Raw genomic sequence first — 19,230 nt, 5'->3', positions numbered from 1 at the left:
TGCTGCCGTCATCCGTCGTAATTTCTTGCGCAACGACTTCTAACCGGGACACATAACGCCCGTCAAATGCACTGCACCAAAAAGCGAGCAGTGAGTTGAGAGGAGTGAGAAGTGAGAGAAAGCCGCAGACCAAGCTCTACTCTCACTTCTCACTCCTCTCCCCTTACTCCTGCTTCATCGCACCCCGTGCATCAGGCGATTGATCAGCGGCGAGATCAGCAAGAGGAAGACGCCTGCGCCTGCCAGCAGCCAGAAGCTGAAGGTGAAACCCGCCAGCGCGGACGCGGCCGTCATGCCACTTTCGCCACTGATGCGCCCTGCCAACAGGCCCGACAAGTTGCCACCCACCGCCAGCGACAGGAACCAGCCGCCCATGGCCAGACCCACCAGGCGCGGCGGCGCCAGCTTGGTCACCATCGACAGGCCGATCGGCGACAGGCACAGCTCGCCGATGGTCTGCAGCACATAGCAGGCCGTCAGCGGCCAGAACGGGATCAATCCCTTGCTGTTGACCGAATAGGTCAGCGCATACATCAGCGCGGTGAAGCCCAGGCCGTTGAACAACAAGCCGAGGCCGAACTTGCGCGGAATCGACGGCTCCTTGTGGCGTCGCGCCAGCAACGACCACACCTGGGTCACCAGCGGCGCCAGCACGATGATGGCCAACGGACTCACCGACTGGAACCAGCCCACCGGGAATACCCAGCCGCCGAACATCTCACGGTCGACCATATTGGCCGCGAGGAAATTGAACGAGGTGCCGAGCTGGAAATAGAACATCCAGAACAGGATGTTGAACGCAAAGATGATCAGCATCGCGTACACGCGATGCAGCTGTACGCGGTCGTGGCGCATCGCTTCCACGATCAACATCGCCGCCACGCCAATGAACAGCAGGCCCAGCAGCCACTGCAGGCCATTGGCGCCGACAAAGGCCAGCAGCAGATAAACCAGCGGCACCGCCACCACGATGCCCAGCAGCACCCATACGACACGCATGCGGCTGGCCGCTTCCGGCGCCGGACGACCCACCCCGTGCAGCCCGCGGCGACCAAACCAGAACCAGAACAGGCTCAGCACCATGCCCACGCCGGCCGCGCCGAACACGATCCGGTAGTTCTCCTGCATCGGCGTGTCGGAGAAATAGCTCGCCAGCCAGCCGGTGAGCAGCGGCGCCAGCAACGCGCCGCCGTTGATGCCCATGTAGAACAGGGTGAAACCACGGTCGCGGCGTTCGTCCGTCGGGCCATAGAGCTGCCCGACCATCGAGGAAATATTCGGCTTGAACAGGCCGTTGCCCACCACGACCATCGCCAGGCCAAACAGGAACAGGTCCTTGCTTGGCAGCATCACGACGAACAGGCCCAGCGCCATGACCGCCGCGCCGATCAGGATCGAGCGCTGGTAGCCGATGATCTTGTCCGCCACGTAGCCGCCAAAAATGCTGCTGGCGTAGATCAGCGCCGTATAAGCTCCGTAAATTTTGCTGGCCCACGCTTCGCCGGACGCATCGCCGTGATAAAAATGCGCCACGATGTACAAGGCCAGGGCCCAGCTGACGCTGTAAAACGCGAAGCGTTCCCAGAACTCCGTCATGAACAACATCCATAGCGGACGCGGATGCCCCAGCGTCTGCGGAAAATCAGGCGCCGACGCGTGCGCGGTCTCAGTGGTGTTGCTCATGCATGCCCCTTTGCAAGCGAAACGGCGCTGCACGCGCCACCAGTAGTTGTCGAATGATGAATGGCGAAGATGACACGCGCGATCAGGTGCCCAGTTCGGTGCGCACGTCCAGCAGCTCCGGGAAAAACTCCAGGTCCAGCGCCTTTTTCAGGAACGCCACGCCGGAGGAACCACCGGTACCGCGCCGGTGTCCGATGATCCGCTCCACCGTTTTCATATGGCGGAAACGCCAAAGCTGGAAACTCTCCTCCACATCCACCAGCTGTTCGCACATGTGGTATTCGGGCCAGAACGTTGCACGGTTTTCGTAAATGCGCTTGAGCACGGGCAGCAAGCCTTCATGCCGCTGATAAGGCTGCGACCAGTCGCGCTGCGTCAGCTCGCCCGGCACGTCGTGGCCGCGCCGCGCCAGATAGCCGAGGAATTCGTCGTACAGGCTGGGCGCTTCCAGCACGGCGCGCAGCGTGTCCTGCGCCGCAGGATCGTACGCAAACACCTGCAGCATCTGCGCGTTCTTGTTGCCGAGCAGGAATTCGATCTGCCGGTACTGCAGCGACTGGAAACCCGAGGAAGGCCCGAGCACGCCGCGAAATTCCAGGTATTCGGCGGGGGTAAGCGTTTCCAGCACGCCCCATTGCTCGAACAGCTGGCGCTGCACCTGTTTCACGCGCGCCAGGATCTTCAGGCATGGATCGATCTCATCGCGGCGCAGGTGCGCCACGGCGGCCTTCAGCTCGTGAATGATCAATTTCATCCACAGCTCGGCCACCTGGTGCTGCACGATGAACAGCATTTCGTCGTGGTGCGCCGGCTGGCTCAGCGGTTGCTGGGCCGACAGCAGGGTGTCCAGCCGCAGGTAGCCGCCATAGGTCAGTCGACCATTCAGGTCGAGTTCGATACCGGCCTCGAGGTCGCGCTGATTCTCGGTCATGGCCTTCCCTGTAACGGAAAAGCGTCATGGTAACCGGTGTTTGGGCCCACCCCGTACCACCCCGCATGCTGCACCGTGCCTTGCAGCGCAACATGCCCCCCTGTAATCATTTCCGTCTTGCTCAGGGCTTTACGTCCGCTGCTGGCCCCACTGGATGGGCCGCCGACGCCCGGCACCCCACTTTCTCATTACTCACTCCGGGAGCGAGTCGTGTCTATCGCCGCCAAGTTTGAAATCGAATACCTCCAGTATCTCGATGCTGAGGGCAAGCAGGTCCGTGACGATCTGCCTGAATTCGCCAAGGATCTCGACCACATGGTCGAGCTGTACAAGCTGATGCTGTCGACCCGCGTGTTCGACGCCAAGTCGGTCGCCCTGCAGCGCACCGGCAAGCTCGGCACCTATGCCAGCTGCCTGGGCCACGAAGCAGCGCATGTGGGCATCGGCAGCGCCATGAAGCCCGAAGACGTGCTGGCCCCCAGCTACCGCGAATACGGCGCGCAGCTGTATCGCGGCGTGCAGCCGCGCGAGGTCTACATGTACTGGGGCGGCGACGAGCGCGGCAACGATTACCAGAAAGAACCGGCACGCCACGACTTTGCCTGGTCGGTGCCGATCGCCACGCAGTGTCTGCATGCCGCCGGTTCCGCGCTGGCGTTCAAGATCCGCAACGAGAAGCGCGTGGCCGTGTGCACCATCGGTGACGGTGGTTCGTCCAAGGGCGACTTCTACGGCGCCATCAACATCACCGGCGCGCAGAACCTGCCGATGGTGGCGGTGATCGTGAACAACCAGTGGGCCATTTCGGTGCCGCGCAAGATCCAGTCCGGCGCACCGACGCTGGCGCAAAAGGGCATCGCGGCCGGCCTGTTCTCCATCCAGGTCGACGGCAACGACATCATCGCCGTGCGCAAGGCGATGGAAGACGCACTGGATCGTGCTCGCAACGGCCAGGGTGGTTCGGTGATCGAGGCAGTGACCTATCGCCTGTCCGACCACACCACCGCCGATGACGCGCGCCGTTACCGCGGCGAGCAGGAAGTGAAGGACGCCTGGGCGAAGGAGCCGATGAAGCGCCTGCGCAACTGGCTGGTAGCCAAGGGCGTGTGGGACGACGCCAAGGAAGAAGCCTGGAAGGCGGAATGCGACGACTGGATGGACAACGAGGTGAACGCGTACCTCGAGACCAAGACCCAGCCGGTCACGGCGATGTTTGATTACACCTTCGCCGAAGTCCCCGCCGATCTCGCCAAGCAGCGCGATCTCGCCATCCAGCTCGACAAGAAGGCCCATTAAGTCATGGCACAGATCACCCTTATCGAAGCCGTCACCCAGGCACTCGCCTATGAAATGGCCCACGACGAGAGCGTCATGGTGCTGGGCGAAGACGTGGGCGTGAACGGTGGCGTGTTCCGCGCCACCCAGGGCCTGCAGGAAAAGTTCGGCGAACTGCGCGTGCTCGACACGCCGCTGGACGAAACCACCATTGCCGGCGTCACCGTGGGCCTCGCTGCCCAGGGCATGAAGCCGGTGGCCGAAGCGCAGTTCGAAGGCTTCATCTACCCGATGATGGAGCAGATCGCCTGCCACGCCGCGCGCATGCGCAACCGCACGCGCGGCCGCATCACCGTGCCGGCCGTGTGGCGCGCACCGTGGGGCGGCGGCATTCGCGCGCCGGAGCATCATTCGGAAGCGAACGAGCACCTGTTCACCAATATCCCGGGCCTGCGCGTGGTGATGCCGTCGTCGCCGGCGCGTGCCTATGGCCTGCTGCTCGCCGCGATCCGCGATCCGGATCCGGTGATGTTCTTCGAGCCCAAGCGCATCTATCGCCAGTACAAGGAAGAAGTGCCCGATGACGGCGAAGCGCTGCCGCTGGACGTGTGCTTCGTGCTGCGCGACGGCACCGACGTCACCCTCGTTTCGTGGGGTGCGCAGGTGAAGGAAGCGCTGGAAGCGGCCGACGCTCTGGCCGAGGAAGGCATCAGCGCCGAAGTCATCGACGTGGCCACCTTGACCCCGCTCGACTTCGACACCATCGCCGAGTCGGTGCAGAAGACCGGCCGCTGCGTGATCGTGCATGAAGCGCCCAAGACCGCGGGTTTCGGCGCCGAAATCGCCGCGCGCCTGGCCGAGGAATGCATGTACGACCTGCTCGCGCCGGTCGAACGCGTCAGCGGCTACGACACGCACATTCCGCTGTTCCGCCTGGAAATGAAGTACATGCCGAGTGCCGAGCGCGTGGTGGATGCCGCCAAGCGCGCGCTCGCCGCGTCGTAACCGAACCGCTGAACGAAGCGTCATTCCGGTGAAGGCCGGAATCCAGTCAAAATACGTCGTGCGAAGCACACAAAACCTTCCGCGACGATCAAGCATCATCGCTACTGGATCCCGGCCTGCGCCGGGATGACGGTCAAAAGCCGAATACCCAAGCCTGATTACCGGAACCAACTCATGGCCGACATCAAGACTTTCTACCTGCCCGACCTCGGCGAAGGCCTGCCCGACGCCACCATCGTCGAGTGGCACGTGAAGGAAGGCGACACCATCAAGCTCGACGCACCGCTGTGCTCGATGGAAACCGCCAAAGCCGTCGTCGACGTGCCTTCGCCGTATACCGGCAAGGTGACCAAGCTGCACGGCGCCGCGGGCGACATCATCGAAACCGGTTCGGCGCTGGCCGAATTCGAGCCCGATCCGAACGCCAAGCAGCGTGCCGAGGCCGAGTCCACCGGCCACCACCACGGCCCCAAGAAGGGCACCGGCAGCGCCACGGCCGATACGCACAAGGTCGTTGCCTCCGATGAAGGCGGCGAGATCGACAGCGGCAATGGCAAGGCCGAGCGCGAAGACGAAGGCACCGTGGTCGGTGCGATGGTCTCCGGCAGCCACGTGCACGTGGAACAGGCCTCCAGCGTCGGCGGCGTCAAGGCCGTGCCGGCGGTGCGTGCGCTCGCCAAGAAGCTCAAGGTCGACCTCGCCCGCGTGCAGCCCTCGGGCGCCGACGGCGTGGTCACCATGCAGGACGTGAAGAACGCCGCCGCCAACGGCAGCGCCGCCCTGGGCGCCGCACCGGCTCGCAGCAGCGTGCCGGCGTCCGCCGGTCGTCACCTGGCCCCGCAGCTGCCGGAACCCGACGCTCCGCGCACCGCCACCTCGCTCGCCGGCAAGCCGGTGCGCACCGCGCCGCCGAGCGTGCAGGCCAGCGGCCAGCCCGAACAGCTCAAGGGCGTGCGTCGCAATATGGCGCGCGTGATGGCCGACGCCCACGCCAACGTGGTGCCGACCACCCTGGTGGACGACGCCGACCTGCACGCCTGGATCGGCAAGCAGGACATCACTGCCCGCCTGATCCGCTCCATCGTGGTGGCCTGCAAGACCGTGCCGGCGCTCAACGCCTGGTTCGACGGCAAGAACCTCACCCGTACGCTGCATCCGCATGTGGACATCGGCATCGCCGTGGACACCGAGGAAGGCCTGTTCGTGCCGGCCCTGCGCAATGCCGACGTGCTCGACGGCGCCGGCATCCGCGCGGCAATCAAGCGCCTGCGTACGTCGGTGGAAGACCGCACGATTCCCGCATCGGAACTCAGCGGCTACACCATCAGCCTGTCGAACTTTGGCATGTTCGCCGGCCGCTACGCCACGCCGGTCGTGGTGCCGCCGTGCGTTGCCATCATCGGCGCCGGCAAGCTGAGCCACGACGTGGTGGCCGTGATGGGTGGCATCGAAGTGCATCGCCGCATGCCGATCTCGATCACCTTCGATCACCGCGCCGCCACCGGCGGTGAAGCCGCGCGCTTCCTCAAGGCGCTGCTCGACGATTTGTCGCTGCCGAACTAAGGCAATCTAAGCGCACGAAGAGCCCCGGCCATGCCGGGGCTTTTTTTATGCGCGAAACGTTGACGGCCCCTGCACCCGGCCTCGCACTACCATCGATGGTCGCTCAACACGGGACCGCCGCCATGCATCACAGCCGACTGTGCACCATCGTGATCGACTGCAAGACGGACAACCTGGCCGATGCCGCCACCTTCTGGAGCCACGCCCTGGGCAAATCCATCGTCACCCTGGATGAGGATGGCGATGGCAAGTACGCCCGGCTTGCGTCCGCCGATGACGAGCCCATCATCCTGTTGCAACGCGTCGAGCACGACAACCGCGTGCATCTGGATATTGAAACGGACGATATCGAGGCGGAAGTGCAGCGCATGGAGAAGCTCGGCGCCACGCGAGTCCATTACGTGCCCGATCGCTGGTGGGTCATGCAGGCGCCGAGCGGGCATCGATTCTGCGTGGTTCGCCCGCAGCGGGAGGAATTCGGGCCTCATCTTAATCGGTGGGGTTAGTGCCACCTAGAGCACCATGCCACACCTGTGGGAGCGCACCCTGTGCGCGACGCAGCGCGTCGCTTCCGCTCCGTAGGTTTGTCGCGCACAGGGTGCGCTCCCACAGAAAATCCAGACACCCTACCCTTGTAGGAGCGCACCTTGTGCGCGACCGCGGCGCGATGGCGTCTACGCTCCGTAGGATTGTCGCGCACAGGGTGCGCTCCCACAGAAGATCAGCGGTGGTGTTTCAGTAATCGCGAATATCCAGCGCCACAAACCCGCGAACGCTGTAACCCTTCTCCGCTACAGGCCACGACAGCGACGCCAACAGGCGATCGCCAGCCGGCCACGCGGCATTGTCGAGCAAGGCCTCGGCGGTAACCGCGCCATCGTCGCCACGACGATAGAACAGCCGCACCCAATGCAGCTCCGGGTTCAACGACTCGCTCTGCAACGCAGTGCGAAGCTGGGCAACCAAGCCGGCAGGCGGCTCCACGCCATCCTGACTCGACAGCCACGGCGCAACGAACACATCCCACGTACGGATACCAAAATCCCAACTCTGCAGCTGCATGCGTCGATCATCGGTGACATACCAGCACGCTGCCAGCAGCACGTGAAACACGCCGTGCTCGAACGCGCGCAGCGCATCCAGGCAACCCGCTTCACCACCGCCGACGCCGGCGAAACTCTCTTCGATATGGCGATCCTCGCTGATCACCACGTCGACATCGAGACGGCCGGGTTCACCCGCGGCGCCTTCGAACCAGCTGGCGCGCACGGCGGGGAAATCGCCGTCCGTCATCAGCCACTCTTCGTCGGGTTCCAGTTCGACGTCATGGCGTTCGAACAGGCGCAGGAGGTATCGCTGGAGGTCGGCGTCTTGCATGGTCGTTTCCTGCTTCAGTGCGCGTGAGGGCGCCATACGAGCTGGCGCACGATCAGCGCCAGCACCAATACCACGACGCATGCGCCGTAACCGTAAAGCGCCGGCAGCACCTGCTGCCAGATGGCGCCGCTGGATGGCCCGTACTGGCCCACCGTGGGCACCGTGGCGGTGTCGAATGCCGTGCTCGCACACTCCACCGCAGCGAACGCGGCGAGCAGCAAGGCCGCCACATCGAAGTATCGGCGCAGGCGCGTGCGCGGCAGGCTCTTGGGATAGGACCAGAACGCCCAGCCCAAAATCAGCAACCAGGGCGCGAGCATGAGGATGGCCAGATAACGCATACGTCAGTTCACTCCTTGAAAGCCGGGGGCCTTATTCCTGCGCAGCCAGTTGGTCGAGCGCGCCACGCAGGCGGCCAAGCGCCTCGTCGCGTGCCTGCTCGCCGTCGTAAGCCGGCGTGGCGCCGACCTGGTCGCCGTCGATTTCCAGCACCAGGGCCTGCGGCTGCACCTGCACCACGGCCGATACGCTGCCCAGTTCCTTGATGCGCTTCTGCATCGCGCCGGCTGCCTTGGGATCGGCAAACGAACGCGACAGCAGCAGCTCTTCGCCGTCGGCGGAGAACAGACGGAAACGGAAACTGCCATCGGCATCGCGGAAGCTGGCGAAGCGCGCGGACTTGCCACCCTTCGCAGCCGTCGCCTTGGTGCCGCTCGCGCTTGTTGCCACCGCCACGCCCGAACGCAGGCCAATCGCGTCGCGCAGTTCGGCAATCTTGGGCGCAGCAATCGCGCGTGCCTTCTTGGCGCCTTCCTGCAGGATCTCCTCGATCACCGCCGGGCGCGCCATCAAGGCGTTGTAGCTTTCTCGCATCGGCGCAACATCCACTTCCAGGCGCTCGAACAACACCTGCTTGGCCTCGCCCCAACCCAGTCCATCGACCAGTGCCTGGCGGAACGCGGTGGACTCGGCGTCGCTGGCGAAGGCGCGGAAGATGGTGAACAGCGAGGAGCTGTCCGGATCCTTCGCTTCGCCCGGCAGGCGCGAATCGGTGACGATGCGCATGATGGAATCGCGCAGATGCTTCTGCCCACCCGCGAACAGCGGAATGGTGTTGTCGTAACTCTTGGACATCTTGCGGCCATCGAGGCCGGGCAGCGTCGCCACCTGTTCCTCGATCACCACTTCGGGCAGCGCGAAGAATTCGCGGCCGTAGATATGGTTGAAACGCTGCGCGATGTCGCGCGCCATTTCGATGTGCTGGATCTGGTCGCGGCCCACCGGCACCTTGTTCGCGTTGAACGCGAGGATGTCGGCCGCCATCAGCACCGGATACATGTACAGGCCAGCGGTGATGCCGGCATCGGCGTCCTCGCCGCTTTCCGTGTTCTTATCCACGGACGCCTTGTAAGCATGCGCGCGATTGAGCAAACCCTTCGCGGTGACGCAGGTGAGGAACCAGGTCAGCTCGGGTATTTCCGGAATATCGGACTGGCGATAAAACGTGACCTTCTGCGGATCCAGGCCCGCGGCCAGCCACGTGGCGGCAATTTCCAGGCGAGAACGCTCGATGCGCGCCGGATCGTCGCTCTTGATCAGCGCGTGGTAGTCGGCCATGAAGTAGAACGCATCCACGTCGTCGCGCCTGCTCGCGGCGACGGCCGGGCGGATCGCGCCGACGTAATTGCCCAGGTGTGGCGTGCCGGTGGTGGTGATGCCGGTGAGTACGCGGGTCTTCATGTGCTGGTTTCTTCGTATTGTTTGGTGTTGGCGATCAGCGGATCAGCGTGGACTTGCCGAACAGCGACTCCACCAGGTCCACGGCCAGGCGCGCGGTCTGGTTCTTCTTGTCGAAGGCGGGATTGAGTTCGACGATGTCCAGCGAACTGACGCGGCCACTGTCCGCGATCATCTCCATGCACAGCTGTGCCTCGCGATAGTTCGGGCCACCGCGCACGGTGGTGCCCACGCCCGGCGCGATGGTCGGGTCGAGGAAGTCCACGTCGAAGCTCACGTGCAGATGCGTGTTTTCGTCCACACCGGCGAGGGCTTCTTCCATCGTGCGCTTCATGCCCACTTCGTCGATGTGGCGCATGTCGAAGATGCTCACCTGCGACTCGCGCACGAGACGCTTTTCGCCTTCATCCACCGAGCGGATGCCGATCTGGCGGAACACTGCCGCAGAAGTAGCGGGCACGTGGCCGCCCATCTCGATCAATTCCTTCGGTCCGTTGCCGCACAGGCAGGCCACCGGCATGCCATGGATATTGCCCGACGGCGTGGCATCGGCCGTGTTGAAGTCGGCGTGCGCGTCCAGCCACAGCACTCGCAGCGTCTTGCCTGTGTCGCGGCAATGACGCGCGATGGCGCTGATCGAACCGATCGCCAGGCAATGGTCGCCACCCAGCATCACCGGCACGCGACCGGCGACGAGTTCGGCGTAGATCGCCTCGTGCACGGCCTGGTTCCAGGCCACCACTTCAGGCAGATGGCGATAGCCGTTCACCGGCGGCTGCCACGGATTGAGCGGTCCCTGCAGGTTGCCGCGATCGACCACCTCCAGCCCGCGCTTGGCGAGCCGGGCGGCGAGGTTCGCTACGCGCAGCGCTTCCGGTCCCATGGACGCGCCGCGATGCCCCGCGCCAATGTCCGTGGGAACGCCGATCAGGGAGAGTGCCTTGTTGACCATGAAAACCTGCAGTGTCAAAGCGGAATACGAGTCGTCCTAGTGTGCCAGAGGCAGGCGACGTTGCCGCCATGTGTTCAAACTGCCGTCGAGCAGACGCACATGGGTATAGCCCAGCGATGTAAGCGTTTCCTGCGCCCTGGCAGCACGCTTTCCGGAGACGCAATACACCACGATCTCGCTGTCGCGGGGCACGCCGAGAACGCCGGCGCGGCTGGCCAACTGGTCGACGGGGATATTGAGTGCGCCTGCAATGTGGCCGTCGAGGTATTCGTCGGACCCACGCACATCGACCAGCACCGGCGCCTGCCCGGCCTGCTGGCGTTGCAGCAGTTGCGAGGCGTTGATTGGCGCATCTGCCCCGATGGCGGTACCCATGCCCGCCAGCATCAGCAGTGCGGCCAGGTGGGCCTTGAGCATGCGGGAAACCCTCGATCTGGTGCCGGCAGCAGGAGTCGAACCCGCGACCTACTGATTACAAATCAGTTGCTCTACCAACTGAGCTATACCGGCGAAGAAGCAAAGTCTAACAGGCCCCCGCGGTGCAACGCCAAAGGCCTCAGAAGCAGCCGGTGCTATGCGAACCGACGCCGCGCACGCGATTGCGCCAGTCGGCGTGGCCGTTGTCGGCGATCACTACGTCCAGCCAGTATTCGGCCACGCTTTCGGTGCGCTCGGTCATCTGGGCGGGGAAGCCGGCGGCGACGACCTGCTCGCGACGGCGGCGGGCGTTGGCGGGATCCTTGAACAGGCCCAGCGAAATGGTGTTGGACTGGTCACCGGCGCTGACCACGAAGTATTCGCCGACATTGGCCGCGGCCAGACGGCGGCCCAGCTCCAGCGCCTTGTCGCGGCTGCCACCGCCCGGCAGGTAGACCCACCACCCGGTGGTCTGCGTGGTTTGTTCCTGGCGCTGGCGCATGCGTGCCGCCTGACTGGTCAGCGCGCTGCGCGCGTTGCGCATGTCGGTTTGCGTAGCGAACGGGCCCAGGGCCATGCAGGTATAGGTGTTGGGTCGCGATGGCGGCGGCGGCGCGGGCGCGGGGGCCTGCGCCACCGGCGCGGCATTGGGCGTCGGGCCTGCTGCGGTCGCCGCTGTCGCGGCGCCAATGGTCGTTGTCGGCGACGCCGGTGCCGGTGCGCTCGAGGGCGCCGGCGGGCGCTCGCTCAGCAGGTGCAGTTCGGGCACGCCGGCATCGGTGGCGCTGCGGCCGTGCACGTCGTCCTGGCCCAGCAACAGCCACGCGCCTACCGCAATATTGAGTGCGATCAGCAGGACAAAGAGCAGGCGCAGGAACATCGATGATCCGTCAGGCAAGCGGCGGGAGAGCGGGCATTCTAGGGAGCCTGCTCGATGGGTGAATGTGCGTCGGACCACACGGATAGTCCGCGCAGCACACTGTCCTGACTCAGCCGCGCCGGATGGGCGATCAATGGCGCCAGCGCCTCGGCATCGCCGCCCCCCAGGATCAGCTGCGGGGAACCGCCCAGCGATGCGGACATATGCGCGACGAAACGTTCCACCAGCGCCGCAGCAGCCTGCCAGCAACCCGATGCCACGGCATCGGGCGTGTTGTCGGCCACTTCCAGCACCTGGCCGGGGCGGTCGACCAGCACGCGCGCGGTCGCGCCTAGCAGCGACTGCTGCATCAACTGCGGTCCCGGCGCGATCAAGCCGCCGAGGTGGCGGCCATCGGCGTCGAGTGCATCGAGGGTCAGCGCGGTACCCACGCCAGCCAGCACACACGGGGCCAACCCTTCGGCGCGAGCGGCCACCATGCCGAGGAAGCGGTCCACGCCCAAGCGGCCTGGTTCGGCATAGGCGTTGCGCACGCCACAGGCTTCCGCCGGCGTGCGCAGCCAGGTCGTGGTCCGCGTAAAACAGGTCGACACCACGGCGGCAATCTGCGCTTCGCGAGCGCCATCCACCACCGAAGCGCCAAATACATCACCGGGTATCGACAGCTGCCGCCATGCCTCATGCAGCACCAGCGCAACGTCCTCGTTCCATGCAACGGCGCCCTGCTCACGCCATTGCGTGCCCTCGCGCAGCGCCCACTTCAGGCGCGTGTTGCCCAGATCGAGCAGGAGCCTCATGCGCGACGCACCGTGACGTCGGCACTGTCGATGCGATGCAGGCCATCCGCGGCCTGCAGCAGCAAGGCGCCGCGCGCATCCACGCCGGCGCCCACGCCTTCCAGCATGGCCTGCGGCCCCTGCACGCGCAGCGGCTTGCCACGCAGCAGGTCATGGCGTGCGTATTCATCGACAAAGGCCGCAAAACCCTCGCGCTCGAACTGTTCGAGCCCTTCGGCCAACGCAGTCATCAGAGCCGCCGCCACGCGATTGCGATCGGGCGCCCGACCCGCCAGGGTGGCGAGATCATTCACGGGCTGACCCGCCTGTTCGTGCAGGGCCGCGGTGAGGCGCACGTTCAAACCCACGCCGACGATAGCCGCGCATGGCCCCTGATATTCGCCGCCGAGTTCGACCAGGATGCCGGCGAGCTTGCCGCCGTCGCTGAGCACATCGTTGGGCCATTTCAAGCCGGCGCCTTCGATGCCCAAGGAAGCGAGCGTACGCATCACGATGACGCCGAGCGCCAGCGACAGTCCCGACAGCGCGGCAAAGCCGCCGTTGAAGCGCTTGAGGCAGGACAGATACACGTTGAGGCCCGGCGGCGACAGCCAGGACCGGCCGCGACGGCCGCGTCCGGCGGTCTGGGTTTCCGCCAGCACCATGCTCAGGTCGGGCAGATCGGCCTGGCGGCGCTGGATCTCACTGGAGGTCGAGTCGATCTCCCAATGCAGCTCCAGCGTGCCCAGGCGTTTGCCCAGCCTGGCAGGCAGCAAGTCACGCAGCGTGGGCAGGTTCAACAACTGCACCGGCCAGGGCAGGCAATAACCAGCCGTGCCGCGCGACTCCACCGGAACGCCGCGTGCACGCAACGCCTCGACCTGTTTCCAGATGGCTGCCCGGGTCACCCCTGTGCGCTCGGCCAGCTGGGCGCCCGACACCATGCCGCCGTCCGCCAAGGCCACGAGCAAGTCCTGTGGCTGCATCAGGCGGCATCCCGCGCCGATCGACCGCGTTGGCGGCGTCCGTGGCGAGCTGGGGACGGGATCAGGGAGCGTGACATCCAGCGATTCTAGCCTGCCGAGACGGCCCTACGCCGCTCGCCACACCGCTCGGGGTCCATGACTTCTGGGACTCGCAAGCCTTGCACGAGGGTTACGCAGGCACTGGTATCACCGCGATTTTTCTGCCAGCATCAAGCTCTTCGATTGCGGATCAAGGGGTTGAGCCGCCATGGGTGTCGCGAAGTTCTTGTTTGGCTGTGTTCTATGCGTCGGCGGCGTCAGTGCTGCATCGGCCATGGATGCGGACGGCCAGGATCTGAGCTCGATGCAGCGCACCGTGGACACTGGCTCCGGCAGTCACGACGGCGCGAGCGGCAGCGGGGGCGATGCCCTGGGTCTGTCGCGCGAGGCCAACACCGCCCCTGCCGCTTCTTCTTCGTCCAGCGACAACTGCCCCACCACGGCCCCGGCGCGTGCGCCGCGTAGCCGCCAGAACCACATCGGCTGGCAGTCCTTGTTGCCGGGCTCCATCCAGTAACGACCCAACTCGTGTCGGCTGCCTGGTGGCGGCGCTTACGCGCCTATGTCACGCCTCCCCCGCTTGCTGACGAACCTTGGCGCATCGCGCTGCAGGGTTGTCCGCTGGCTCAGCGTCTCGATCACGCGCGTCAGAACGAATTGCGTCGACTCGTTGGTGTGTTCCTCGCACGCAAGCGGTTCCATCCGCTGGGCGGTGTCGAATTGTCTGACGCCGATTGCGCCTTGATCGCCATGCAAGCCTGCGTGCCCGTGCTACGCCAAGGCCCGCGCAACCTGCGCGGCTGGCGCGACATCCTGGTGTATCCCGGCGAGTTCCGCGTCAAGCGCAGCCATCACGACGACCGCAGTGGCGTGGTGACCGAGAGCGAGGACGTACTGATCGGCGAAGCCTGGGAACACGGCCCGCTGGTGTTGTCACTCGCCGACGTGCAGCTCGACCTCGCCCATCCGTGGGACGGCTATAACGTGGTCGTGCACGAGATTGCCCACAAGCTCGACATGCTCGACGGGCCGCCTGATGGCGTGCCGCTGCTGCCTGCGAACATTCCACGACGACAATGGATTGTTGCGTTCCAGCGCGCGTTTGATCTGTTGTCCAATGACTTGGCGCGTGGACGCGACACGTTGATTGATTCGTACGCTGCCGAAAGTCCGGACGAATTTTTTGCCGTGGTGAGTGAGTTGCATTGGTCGCAGCCGTCGGTGCTGCGTCGGGCGGATGCTGCTGTCGCCGGATTGCTTGAGGCGTATTACGGGCCGTCGCCTGCGCCAGGTTGATGCTGCGTAAAAGCGGCCATCCGCAGCACATCACCGTGGGAGCGCACCCTGTGCGCGACTAGCCTACGGAGAGATACATCCCAGCGCTGCGGTCGCGCACAAGTGCGCTCCTACAAGGGTTAKGCAGSTTCGTGGGTTGMGGATCAACCTTGCCGGTSGGCTCTTTGTGGGAGCGCACCCTGTGCGCGACAAACCTACGGAGCGGTACACCGCRGCGTGGCTGTCGCGCACAGGGTGCGCTCCCACAGACAAGCGCCAGGCGCGGCACCCAGTTTGAATTGGGAGGCTCCAAAGCCAACGCGCAACGAGGCCCCGCTTTAAGTCCTCAGCGATTCGGGCGCGTTGCGCAGCGCTTGGAAGTACCCGCTGTGTACCCTCGGTGGTTGTCCCACAACAGCGCGCCTCAAGCGTTCGGGCTTATCCCAGCACGATGCTGCGGGCGTTATCAGGCCATTCTCTTTGGGTTACTTTCGACGCGAAGCTAGTCCCGTGGGATCTTTTGGGCCAGCAAAAGAAAAGTGACTCGAGCGGCGGCAGCCGTTCGAAACGCCCGCCGCGTCCCACAGGGACTAGCTTTGCGTCGTAGGCGGCACGTTGGCGGGATCGCGACAACCGAGCGGCACCGCTACTGGACCCCGGCCTACGCCGGGATGACGAGCAAAGACGGGGAAGATGGGGGCCAACCTCACCCCGGCGGAAACGTCACACTAAACCGCGCCCCATTGAACTCCGGCGACCGATCCACCACCAACTCGCCGCCATAAGCGCGAATAATGTCCTGCACGATCGACAAGCCAATCCCGTGCCCCTGCACACGCTCATCACCGCGCACGCCACGCTGCAGCACCGCTTCGATCTTGTCGTCATTGATGCCCGGACCATCGTCCTCGACACTCAACCACAAACCGGGGCGCTGACGGCCCGCGACCGGACGCATCTTCACCACCAGCAACACCTGATGGCGCGCCCACTTGAACGCGTTTTCCAACAGATTGCCCATCAGTTCGAGCAGATCACCCTGCTCGCCGTAGAACGCCGCGTTGTCGTCGATATCGAACTCGCACAACACGTTCTTGGCGGCGTAGACCTTCTCCAGACTCTGCACCAGGTCTTCCGCGTGACCGGCGATGGGGATGGCGGTCGTGGCGAAAGTCTGGCGACCGGAGGTGGCGGCGCGTGCAAGCTGATAAGCCACCAGCTCATCCATGCGGCGCACTTGCTCAAGCACCGGATCGCGCAAGGCCGATTGGGCGATCGCGCTTTCCAGGCTGGAGCGGATCACCGCCAGCGGCGTCTTCAAGCTGTGCGCAAGATCGGCCAGCGTGTTGCGCGTACGCACGCGCTGTTCGCGCTCGCTGTCGATGAAGGCATTGATGCGTTCGGTGAGACCGGTGAGTTCCAGCGGGTATTGATCGCCCAGGTGCTCGCGTTCGCCGCGTTCCACGCGCGACATTTCGTTGGCGACTTTGCGCAACGGCGTGAGGCTCCAGCGCAGCAACAGCATCTGCAGCAGGATCAGCATCACGCCAAGCGAGGCCAGCCAGAACACGAGGCTTCGTCGGAACACCGCGTTGCGCCCTTCGAGCTGGTCCTCGGTCTGCGCCACCATGAAAGTGAGGTGCACCGATTTCTTCTCGGCGGTATCGAGCGCCACGCCGTAGATGTAGTAGTAGAGGCGCCCCATGCGCGTATCGACTGGGCCGACGAAGTGCTCTTCGCCGGGCGCGAGGGGATGCAGGAAGCCGAAGTCGCGACCAATGGCCGACGGCGATTCCCACTTGAAACCGTTGTCGCCGATGGCGACCGCGTAAAGGCCCGAGCCCGGTCGCGAGAAACTCGGATCGGGCGGCGTGTCGGGCAGCAGCACCTTGCCGGAGCGACCGACTTCGGTGCCCGCGAGGTAAGCCACGACAAAATTCTGCAGGCGATCCTGCAGCCCCTTCAGCGAACTGTCGGCTGCCGTGCGCGTGAGCGTAAGACCGACCACGCCCAGGAACGCAGCCAGCACAAATCCCGTCGCCAGCGCCGCGCGGCCCGCCAGTGAAAGCGGGCGGCGCGGCGGCGATGGATCATTCGTCTTCGCTTTCGCTGCGAGGGATGGCAAAGCGGTATCCGCGTCCACGTACCGTCTCGATGGGCTTGAGGTTGCCTTCCGGGTCCAGCTTCCTGCGCAGGCGGCCGATGAAGACCTCCAGCACGTTGGAATCGCGATCGAAATCCTGCTGGTAGATGTGCTCGGTGAGGTCGGCCTTGGAGACCAGCTCACCGGCGTGCAGCATCAGGTATTCGAGCACCTTGTATTCATAGCTGGTCAGGTCGACCGGTTTGCCTTCCACCGTCACGGTTTGGGCGGTCGTATCGAGCTTGATCGGGCCGCAGGCCAGGATGGGCTTGGACCAGCCGCTGGCGCGGCGCACCAGCGCGTTGATGCGCGCCAGCAGCTCTTCGACGTGGAACGGCTTGACCAGGTAGTCGTCGGCGCCGTGCTTGAGGCCTTCGACCTTGTCCTGCCAGCCGCCACGGGCGGTGAGGATCAGGATGGGGTAACGCTGGCCGGCTTCACGCAGCGACTTGATCAGGTCCATGCCCGACATCTTGGGCAGGCCCAAGTCGATGATGGCCAGATCGAAGGGCACTTCGCGTCCGAGGTACATGCCCTCTTCACCGTCCTGGGCCGCATCGACGGCAAAACCATCGCGCTTCAGGCGGGCGGCGAGGGTCTCGCGCAGGGGAGCCTCGTCCTCAACCAAAAGAATGCGCATCAGTGTTTCTCCTTGTTGCTTCCACCGTCACTGGACGGGTTCTTGGTCGAATCACTGGAAGCCGGCGCCTTGCTGGCCTCCGTGGTCACGGTCACCACGCGTACGTGCCCGGTGGGCGTCAGCACTTTCACGCGGTGTTCGAAGGAACTGCGGCCCCGCCGTACGGTACTGGCGGACAGTACTTTGCCGCCCGTTTCATGCTGCACCTGGGTCACCGCCTGCTCCAGCGACATGGATGGCTCCGTGGACTGTGCCGCCCAGGCAGCGGTGCCTGTCGACAGTGCCAGCAGCCATGCCAGGGGACGCAGGATTGTTTTCATTTTGTTAAACAAAGCCCGGGTAACGGCAGGGGACGGTATCCATCGGCGTTCAGACTATGGAATCGCGGCTGAATATAGGCCGGACGAACCTGAACGGTCACGCGGCGATGCGCGGTTGTGCGATGGCCTGCTCCATCAGCGACCAATCGGCCCCCGGCAGATGGGCGCCTTCGCTGAGCCGGCGACGGAAGCCGCGGGCCCCGGGCTCGCCCTGGTACAGCCCCAGCAGGTGGCGGCTGATGTGCTTGAGCGCCGTGCCGCGGGCCAGCTCGGCCTCGACGTAGGGCCGCAGGCGCAGCAGCACGTCCTCATGGCTCGGCATCGGCTCGTCATAGAGCGCCGCCTCGACCTGGGCGAGCAGATAGGGGTCGTGATACGCCGCCCGCCCCAGCATCACGCCGTCGACCTGTTGCAGGTGGGCCTGCACCTGCTCGACCGAGGTGATGCCGCCGTTGATCACCACCACGAGGTCGGGAAATTCGCGCTTGAGGCGATACACGCGCTCATAGTCCAGCGGCGGGATCTCGCGGTTTTCCTTGGGGCTAAGGCCCTGCAGCCACGCCTTGCGCGCATGCACCACCAGCACTTCCACGCCGGCGGCGATCATCGTCTCGGTGAACTGCTGCAGGTCGGCGTAGTCGTCCTGGTCGTCCACGCCGATGCGGCATTTGACGGTGACCGGGATATCGACCGCATCGCGCATGGCCTTCACGCAATCGCCAACCAGGGCCGGCTCGCGCATCAGGCAGGCGCCGAAGCGGCCGGACTGCACGCGGTCGGACGGGCAACCGACGTTGAGGTTGATCTCGTCGTAGCCCGCCTCAGCGCCGTAGCGCGCGGCAATGGCCAGCTCGGCCGGATCACTGCCGCCCAGTTGCAGGGCCACGGGGTGCTCCTGCTGGCTGTGTTCGAGCAGGCGCAGCTGCTTGCCCCGCACCAGGGCGGCACTGGTCACCATCTCGGTATACAGGCGCGCATGCGGCGACAGCAGCCGGTGGAAATACCGGCAGTGGCGGTCCGTCCAGTCCATCATGGGCGCGACGGTGAGGCGCCAGTCGTCCTTCTGGATCGGCTGCCGCAAGGGAGAAATCGGGGCTGACATGGGGCCTATTGTACTTGCTCGGCCCGGCGGGTCGCGAAGGCCCTGCCCGTGCGGCCCGCTCGATGCGGCAGGTTGACGCAATAAACCGGGTCTCGCGACGCCCGGCAGCCTGAGCTGCCAGGACGCCAT

Annotated in this window: 20 protein-coding genes and 1 tRNA gene; 6 read left to right on the top strand and 15 right to left on the bottom strand. The window is 65.0% G+C overall.

Annotation, left to right across the window (positions count from 1 at the left end; translation table 11 throughout):
• Positions 1 to 174: 174 nt before the first annotated feature.
• Together AC1DE1_RS07280 and AC1DE1_RS07275 are read right to left on the bottom strand one after the other, a co-directional pair.
• Entirely contained in the window at positions 175 to 1,683 is a 1,509-nt protein-coding gene (locus AC1DE1_RS07280) for a peptide MFS transporter (protein ID WP_477175212.1), read from the bottom strand.
• A gap of 82 nt (positions 1,684 to 1,765) precedes the next feature.
• The gene (locus AC1DE1_RS07275) at positions 1,766 to 2,614 is read right to left on the bottom strand and encodes a tryptophan 2,3-dioxygenase (protein WP_477175211.1); all 849 of its coding nucleotides are present in this window, start codon (positions 2,612 to 2,614) and stop codon (positions 1,766 to 1,768) included.
• Between the two features lie 210 nt (positions 2,615 to 2,824).
• Here AC1DE1_RS07275 and pdhA point away from each other — a divergent pair, with 210 nt between their 5' ends.
• The 4 genes from pdhA to AC1DE1_RS07255 all read left to right on the top strand — a co-directional run bounded on the left by pdhA (position 2,825) and on the right by AC1DE1_RS07255 (position 6,963).
• Positions 2,825 to 3,910, top strand: a complete 1,086-nt coding sequence (pdhA, locus tag AC1DE1_RS07270; protein ID WP_204636063.1) for a pyruvate dehydrogenase (acetyl-transferring) E1 component subunit alpha — start codon at positions 2,825 to 2,827, stop codon at positions 3,908 to 3,910.
• A gap of 3 nt (positions 3,911 to 3,913) precedes the next feature.
• Positions 3,914 to 4,894 (top strand): alpha-ketoacid dehydrogenase subunit beta, encoded by a 981-nt coding sequence (locus AC1DE1_RS07265; RefSeq protein ID WP_046972795.1) that lies wholly within the window; start codon positions 3,914 to 3,916, stop codon positions 4,892 to 4,894.
• Positions 4,895 to 5,068: 174 nt separating this feature from the next.
• The gene (locus tag AC1DE1_RS07260; RefSeq protein WP_477175210.1) at positions 5,069 to 6,457 is read left to right on the top strand and encodes a dihydrolipoamide acetyltransferase family protein; all 1,389 of its coding nucleotides are present in this window, start codon (positions 5,069 to 5,071) and stop codon (positions 6,455 to 6,457) included.
• Positions 6,458 to 6,579: 122 nt separating this feature from the next.
• Positions 6,580 to 6,963 (top strand): VOC family protein, encoded by a 384-nt coding sequence (locus tag AC1DE1_RS07255; protein ID WP_441604704.1) that lies wholly within the window; start codon positions 6,580 to 6,582, stop codon positions 6,961 to 6,963.
• A 229-nt stretch (positions 6,964 to 7,192) separates the two neighbouring features.
• On the opposite strand, the gene AC1DE1_RS07250 is transcribed toward AC1DE1_RS07255, so the two are convergent.
• The 9 genes from AC1DE1_RS07250 to AC1DE1_RS07210 form a co-directional block, all read right to left on the bottom strand.
• Entirely contained in the window at positions 7,193 to 7,834 is a 642-nt protein-coding gene (locus tag AC1DE1_RS07250) for a DUF6348 family protein (protein WP_477175209.1), read from the bottom strand.
• A gap of 14 nt (positions 7,835 to 7,848) precedes the next feature.
• Positions 7,849 to 8,175 (bottom strand): hypothetical protein, encoded by a 327-nt coding sequence (locus tag AC1DE1_RS07245; protein WP_121877849.1) that lies wholly within the window; start codon positions 8,173 to 8,175, stop codon positions 7,849 to 7,851.
• 31 nt (positions 8,176 to 8,206) lie between these two features.
• Positions 8,207 to 9,574 carry a tryptophan--tRNA ligase gene (locus tag AC1DE1_RS07240; RefSeq protein WP_477175208.1) on the bottom strand — a complete coding sequence of 456 codons (1,368 nt, stop codon included), beginning with the start codon at positions 9,572 to 9,574 and terminating at the stop codon, positions 8,207 to 8,209.
• 34 nt (positions 9,575 to 9,608) lie between these two features.
• Positions 9,609 to 10,523, bottom strand: a complete 915-nt coding sequence (gene rocF, locus AC1DE1_RS07235) for an arginase (protein ID WP_477175207.1) — start codon at positions 10,521 to 10,523, stop codon at positions 9,609 to 9,611.
• 36 nt (positions 10,524 to 10,559) lie between these two features.
• A complete protein-coding gene (locus AC1DE1_RS07230; RefSeq protein ID WP_441604708.1) occupies positions 10,560 to 10,940 on the bottom strand; it encodes a rhodanese-like domain-containing protein in 381 nt (126 codons plus the stop codon).
• A 17-nt stretch (positions 10,941 to 10,957) separates the two neighbouring features.
• A tRNA-Thr gene (locus AC1DE1_RS07225) sits at positions 10,958 to 11,033 on the bottom strand.
• Between the two features lie 46 nt (positions 11,034 to 11,079).
• A complete protein-coding gene (locus AC1DE1_RS07220; protein ID WP_477175206.1) occupies positions 11,080 to 11,820 on the bottom strand; it encodes an SPOR domain-containing protein in 741 nt (246 codons plus the stop codon).
• Between the two features lie 38 nt (positions 11,821 to 11,858).
• Entirely contained in the window at positions 11,859 to 12,617 is a 759-nt protein-coding gene (locus AC1DE1_RS07215; RefSeq protein ID WP_477175205.1) for a type III pantothenate kinase, read from the bottom strand.
• A complete protein-coding gene (locus tag AC1DE1_RS07210; protein WP_477175204.1) occupies positions 12,614 to 13,582 on the bottom strand; it encodes a biotin--[acetyl-CoA-carboxylase] ligase in 969 nt (322 codons plus the stop codon). Before AC1DE1_RS07210 ends, AC1DE1_RS07215 begins: the two co-directional genes overlap by 4 nt.
• 247 nt (positions 13,583 to 13,829) lie before the next feature.
• Between AC1DE1_RS07210 and AC1DE1_RS07205 the strand changes: the two genes are divergently transcribed.
• Both AC1DE1_RS07205 and AC1DE1_RS07200 read left to right on the top strand, forming a co-directional pair.
• Positions 13,830 to 14,138, top strand: coding sequence for a hypothetical protein (locus AC1DE1_RS07205; protein ID WP_441604712.1), 309 nt, complete (start codon positions 13,830 to 13,832; stop codon positions 14,136 to 14,138).
• 11 nt (positions 14,139 to 14,149) lie between these two features.
• A complete protein-coding gene (locus tag AC1DE1_RS07200; protein WP_477175203.1) occupies positions 14,150 to 14,917 on the top strand; it encodes a M90 family metallopeptidase in 768 nt (255 codons plus the stop codon).
• Positions 14,918 to 15,602: 685 nt separating this feature from the next.
• Here the strand turns inward: AC1DE1_RS07200 and AC1DE1_RS07195 are convergent.
• From AC1DE1_RS07195 to dusA, 4 genes are all read right to left on the bottom strand, one after another.
• Positions 15,603 to 17,021: an ATP-binding protein gene (locus tag AC1DE1_RS07195; protein ID WP_441604714.1), complete on the bottom strand. Its 1,419-nt coding sequence runs from the start codon at positions 17,019 to 17,021 to the stop codon at positions 15,603 to 15,605.
• Positions 16,987 to 17,679 (bottom strand): response regulator transcription factor, encoded by a 693-nt coding sequence (locus AC1DE1_RS07190; protein ID WP_046971280.1) that lies wholly within the window; start codon positions 17,677 to 17,679, stop codon positions 16,987 to 16,989. Before AC1DE1_RS07190 ends, AC1DE1_RS07195 begins: the two co-directional genes overlap by 35 nt.
• Positions 17,679 to 17,999, bottom strand: coding sequence for a hypothetical protein (locus AC1DE1_RS07185; RefSeq protein ID WP_121877840.1), 321 nt, complete (start codon positions 17,997 to 17,999; stop codon positions 17,679 to 17,681). The genes AC1DE1_RS07190 and AC1DE1_RS07185 overlap by 1 nt, the downstream gene beginning before the upstream one ends.
• A 97-nt stretch (positions 18,000 to 18,096) precedes the next feature.
• Positions 18,097 to 19,101, bottom strand: a complete 1,005-nt coding sequence (gene dusA / locus AC1DE1_RS07180) for a tRNA dihydrouridine(20/20a) synthase DusA (RefSeq protein WP_477176908.1) — start codon at positions 19,099 to 19,101, stop codon at positions 18,097 to 18,099.
• Positions 19,102 to 19,230: the final 129 nt, after the last annotated feature.

It is taken from the genome of Dyella sp. 05T440 (assembly GCF_056395965.1).
The sequence above is the reverse complement of the archived record's forward strand: the minus strand, read 5'-3'. Positions and strand labels throughout refer to the sequence as shown.

What these genes read in the sequence shown, in the direction of transcription:
- AC1DE1_RS07280 (WP_477175212.1), bottom strand. Translation starts at nt 1,683, where the DNA reads ATGAGCAACACCACTGAGACCGCGCACGCGTCGGCGCCTGATTTTCCG.
- AC1DE1_RS07275 (WP_477175211.1), bottom strand. Translation starts at nt 2,614, where the DNA reads ATGACCGAGAATCAGCGCGACCTCGAGGCCGGTATCGAACTCGACCTG.
- AC1DE1_RS07265 (WP_046972795.1), top strand. Translation starts at nt 3,914, where the DNA reads ATGGCACAGATCACCCTTATCGAAGCCGTCACCCAGGCACTCGCCTAT.
- AC1DE1_RS07260 (WP_477175210.1), top strand. Translation starts at nt 5,069, where the DNA reads ATGGCCGACATCAAGACTTTCTACCTGCCCGACCTCGGCGAAGGCCTG.
- AC1DE1_RS07255 (WP_441604704.1), top strand. Translation starts at nt 6,580, where the DNA reads ATGCATCACAGCCGACTGTGCACCATCGTGATCGACTGCAAGACGGAC.
- AC1DE1_RS07250 (WP_477175209.1), bottom strand. Translation starts at nt 7,834, where the DNA reads ATGCAAGACGCCGACCTCCAGCGATACCTCCTGCGCCTGTTCGAACGC.
- AC1DE1_RS07245 (WP_121877849.1), bottom strand. Translation starts at nt 8,175, where the DNA reads ATGCGTTATCTGGCCATCCTCATGCTCGCGCCCTGGTTGCTGATTTTG.
- AC1DE1_RS07240 (WP_477175208.1), bottom strand. Translation starts at nt 9,574, where the DNA reads ATGAAGACCCGCGTACTCACCGGCATCACCACCACCGGCACGCCACAC.
- rocF (WP_477175207.1), bottom strand. Translation starts at nt 10,523, where the DNA reads ATGGTCAACAAGGCACTCTCCCTGATCGGCGTTCCCACGGACATTGGC.
- AC1DE1_RS07230 (WP_441604708.1), bottom strand. Translation starts at nt 10,940, where the DNA reads ATGCTCAAGGCCCACCTGGCCGCACTGCTGATGCTGGCGGGCATGGGT.
- AC1DE1_RS07220 (WP_477175206.1), bottom strand. Translation starts at nt 11,820, where the DNA reads ATGTTCCTGCGCCTGCTCTTTGTCCTGCTGATCGCACTCAATATTGCG.
- AC1DE1_RS07215 (WP_477175205.1), bottom strand. Translation starts at nt 12,617, where the DNA reads ATGAGGCTCCTGCTCGATCTGGGCAACACGCGCCTGAAGTGGGCGCTG.
- AC1DE1_RS07210 (WP_477175204.1), bottom strand. Translation starts at nt 13,582, where the DNA reads ATGCAGCCACAGGACTTGCTCGTGGCCTTGGCGGACGGCGGCATGGTG.
- AC1DE1_RS07205 (WP_441604712.1), top strand. Translation starts at nt 13,830, where the DNA reads ATGGGTGTCGCGAAGTTCTTGTTTGGCTGTGTTCTATGCGTCGGCGGC.
- AC1DE1_RS07190 (WP_046971280.1), bottom strand. Translation starts at nt 17,679, where the DNA reads ATGCGCATTCTTTTGGTTGAGGACGAGGCTCCCCTGCGCGAGACCCTC.
- AC1DE1_RS07185 (WP_121877840.1), bottom strand. Translation starts at nt 17,999, where the DNA reads ATGAAAACAATCCTGCGTCCCCTGGCATGGCTGCTGGCACTGTCGACA.
- dusA (WP_477176908.1), bottom strand. Translation starts at nt 19,101, where the DNA reads ATGTCAGCCCCGATTTCTCCCTTGCGGCAGCCGATCCAGAAGGACGAC.